5 protein-coding genes and 2 tRNA genes are annotated in these 2947 nt (G+C 49.9%); 6 read left to right on the top strand and 1 reads right to left on the bottom strand.

Annotated features, from left to right (window positions below):
- The 3 genes from AC1HCM_RS05010 to AC1HCM_RS05000 all read left to right on the top strand — a co-directional run.
- The coding region (locus AC1HCM_RS05010) for an SLC5/6 family protein (protein WP_479460670.1) at positions 1-603 on the top strand (603 nt) is incomplete at its 5' end.
- The gene (locus tag AC1HCM_RS05005) at positions 596-1012 is read left to right on the top strand and encodes a DUF4149 domain-containing protein (protein ID WP_479460669.1); all 417 of its coding nucleotides are present in this window, start codon (positions 596-598) and stop codon (positions 1010-1012) included. The genes AC1HCM_RS05010 and AC1HCM_RS05005, both read left to right, overlap by 8 nt.
- Entirely contained in the window at positions 999-1364 is a 366-nt protein-coding gene (locus tag AC1HCM_RS05000; RefSeq protein ID WP_479460668.1) for a RusA family crossover junction endodeoxyribonuclease, read from the top strand. Before AC1HCM_RS05005 ends, AC1HCM_RS05000 begins: the two co-directional genes overlap by 14 nt.
- Here AC1HCM_RS05000 and miaA read toward each other — a convergent pair.
- Complete coding sequence (gene miaA, locus AC1HCM_RS04995; RefSeq protein ID WP_479460667.1) at positions 1348-2247, bottom strand: tRNA (adenosine(37)-N6)-dimethylallyltransferase MiaA; 900 nt, start codon at positions 2245-2247, stop codon at positions 1348-1350. The genes AC1HCM_RS05000 and miaA overlap by 17 nt on opposite strands.
- 50 nt (positions 2248-2297) lie before the next feature.
- Here miaA and AC1HCM_RS04990 point away from each other — a divergent pair.
- The 3 genes from AC1HCM_RS04990 to AC1HCM_RS04980 all read left to right on the top strand — a co-directional run bounded on the left by AC1HCM_RS04990 (position 2298) and on the right by AC1HCM_RS04980 (position 2903).
- Positions 2298-2370: transfer RNA gene (locus tag AC1HCM_RS04990), tRNA-Pro, on the top strand.
- Between the two features lie 7 nt (positions 2371-2377).
- Positions 2378-2454, top strand: a tRNA-Arg gene (locus AC1HCM_RS04985).
- 17 nt (positions 2455-2471) lie between these two features.
- Positions 2472-2903 carry a hypothetical protein gene (locus AC1HCM_RS04980; protein WP_479460666.1) on the top strand — a complete coding sequence of 144 codons (432 nt, stop codon included), beginning with the start codon at positions 2472-2474 and terminating at the stop codon, positions 2901-2903.
- The last annotated feature ends 44 nt before the right edge of the window (positions 2904-2947 follow it).

Here is a 2947-nt window from a genome sequence, read left to right as displayed (position 1 = left end):
AAGTCGGGAGCCTTCAACCTCGGCTTCATAAGCCTGCCGGCTATATTCGCCAACATGCCCGCGGGGACATTCTTAGGCTTTCTCTGGTTCTTTCTCCTGTTCTTCGCAGGTCTGACCTCCTCCTTAGCCCTGATGCAGCCCTTGATAGCCTTCTTTGAGGATGAGTTCGGTCTCTCACGCAAACACTCGGTTCTGATAACCGCCGGAATTGTGTTCTTCAGCGCCCACCTGGTCATATTCCTCAATCGCTCCTTGGATGAGATGGACTTCTGGGCTGGGACGATAGGGGTCGTCTTCTTTGGTCTCCTTGAGCTGGTTATTTTCATGTGGCTCTTCGGAGGAAGCAGGGCTTGGGAGGAGATAAACAGAGGCGGGATAATAAAGGTCCCGAGGCTCTACTACTACATCATGAGGTACGTAACCCCCCTCTTCCTGACGGTTCTGCTGGGGGCTTGGGCTCTTGAATACGTACCGAAGGTGCTTTCAGAAACCCATTGGACTGTCTGGGTAACGCGGTTCTACATAGGGGGTCTCTTCCTCTTCTTGACCCTTCTCGTATTCGTCGCAGAGAGAAGAAAGCCCAAGGAGGTAGTCTGTGAATAGGGTGATGATATTTCTCCTTTCCTTCTACTTTGGTCTCGGTTCCTTTTTCAGCTATATAGTTGCCCCTGAGCTCTTCAGGAGCCTGGAAAGGAGCGTGGCGGGGGGCATCGTTGAGAAGGTTTTCCCCCTTTACTTTGGAGTTGGTCTGGGAGCGGTGGGCATATCCCTTCTGATAGGGATAACCTCAAAGATGAGCAGGTTCCTGCTCCTGCTCTTAGCTATAAACTTCCTCATTCTCCTATATCTTGAGTTCAAGCTCGTCCCACAGGCTCACGCCCTCAAGGTGGCGGGCTCTCCGGAGTTTGCAAAGGCTCACCTAATATCGGTGATAATGAGCATGGTCTCCCTCTTCCTGACCTTTGGCTCAATAGTTTATCTTATAGTCAAGACAAAAGATGTTGGTTCTTAGGCTCTCGGACATTCCCGTTCCCAAGACCAACAGGTACATAAGGAAGAAGGGTGGTAAGGTCTTTAAGCCACCAAGGGTGAAGAACTGGGAGGTGAAAGCCCTCTGGGAGATAAGGGAGCAGTACTCGGGAGAGCCTATTGATAGAAAGGTATCGGTTGATATAACCCTGATACTTCCCAACCACAGGAAGAGGGATATAGACAACATGCTAAAGAGCCTCTGGGATATCCTTGAGAAGGGAGGTGTCCTGAAGAACGACAACCTCATATATGAGGTGAGGACCGTAAAGAAGGTGGTAAAGGGAGAGAGGGGAGTCCTGATAGAGATAAAGGAGTTCAGGGAAGAAGAGTGAGGAGCCTCTCACAGGCTTCCTCTGGGCTCAGGTGGGTGAGGTTTATCTCAACCCAGCCCTGCCTTCGGAACCACCTTATCTGCCTCTTCGCATACTCCCTCGTGTTTTTCACTATCTCCTCCACAGCCTCTTCAAGGCTTACTTTACCCCTGAGGTAGGGAATTAGCTCCTTGTAGCCTATAGCCTGAGAAGAGGTCAGGAAGCCTTCAAAGCCTTTATCAAGGAGTTCTTTAACCTCATCAATCAGTCCTTCCTCAACCATTCTCTGAACCCTTATTTCTATCCTCCTTGAGAGCTCCTCCCAGTCTCTTGATACATAAATACCTAAGTAATTGAACCTTGGCTTATCCCAGCGGTGAAAGGAGGAGAAAGCCCTCCCGGTCTCAAGGAACACCTCAAGGGCTCTCACGGACCTCCTCACGTCGTGGGGGTGTATCTTTCTCGCATAAAGGGGGTCAATCAGGCTCAGCTTCCTGTGAAGGTGCTCCCTTCCCTTCTTCTCCGCCATTCTATACAGCCTCTTCCTCAGATTCCAGTTTGGTGGCGGTGTCTCCTCTATGCCGTAGAGGAGAGCCTGAAGGTAAAGGTAGGTCCCTCCGCAGACTATCGGGAGCTTTCCCCTCCCTTTTATATCCTCTATCGCACGGCTTGCCTCTCTTTCAAAAAGCTTAGCATCAAAGGGTTCCCCGGGCTCGGCTATATCTATCAGGTGGTGCCTCACCCTATCCATACATTCCAAGGGCTTGGCTGTTCCTATATCCATTCCCCTGTAAACCGCCATTGAGTCTGCACTTACTATCTCTCCGCTTACGCGCTCGGCTAAACAGCAGGCAAGCTCCGATTTTCCCGTTGCGGTCGGTCCGCCGATTATTACAAAGTCCAACATCCTTGAAAACTGAAGCCTGTAAGTAGATAATAATATACTGCCCTGAACGGGGTGTAGCTCAGGTGGCAGAGCGTCGGCTTTGGGAGCCGAAGGTCGCAGGTTCAAGTCCTGCCACCCCGACAAGGTAGGGCCCGTAGCTCAGACGGATAGAGCAGGGGATTTCTAATCCCCAGGTCGGAGGTTCGAGTCCTCCCGGGCCCGCCATTTTGGACATACACACCTTGGAAACAGAGCTTGGCTTTAGAGTCACCCTTGATAAAGAAAAACACCTGCCGCTTATCGCAGACCTGCTAACTGAAGCTGTGAACCCCGATGTCAATCTCATATGCATAGACACTTCGGATTTAATAAACTTCTTCAGCTGTGAGGACTGCACGTTTACCGTGGGAACAGGAAGGACAAAGGACAGGAGCTTAGAAGCTTTACATGATGCAATAGATGAGCTTTGGCTAAAGAATGTTGAGCTCTCAGAGGTAGAGAGGTTATGGATGCATATAAGGCAAAATGAGAGCCTGGATTACGACTTCATGATTTCTTATATTGATGCAGTCAAGGAAATGCTGGATGATAGAAGCATATTCCTATGCACTGGTGCTATAAGAGAAAGTGAGGACGCTCTGGTTGAGGTCTTTCTGGTGGCTTTAAAGGATTAGTTAGTCTTTGGTTGTGGGTACAGGTATGCCTATTTTGCGTATGT

This window comes from Hydrogenivirga sp. (genome assembly GCF_056450045.1).
Note: the sequence above shows the minus strand (reverse complement) of the source record. Positions and strands in the feature narration are given on the sequence as shown.

Coding starts and splice junctions, on each gene's coding strand:
- AC1HCM_RS05000 (WP_479460668.1), top strand. CDS start 999: ATGTTGGTTCTTAGGCTCTCGGACATTCCCGTTCCCAAGACCAACAGG.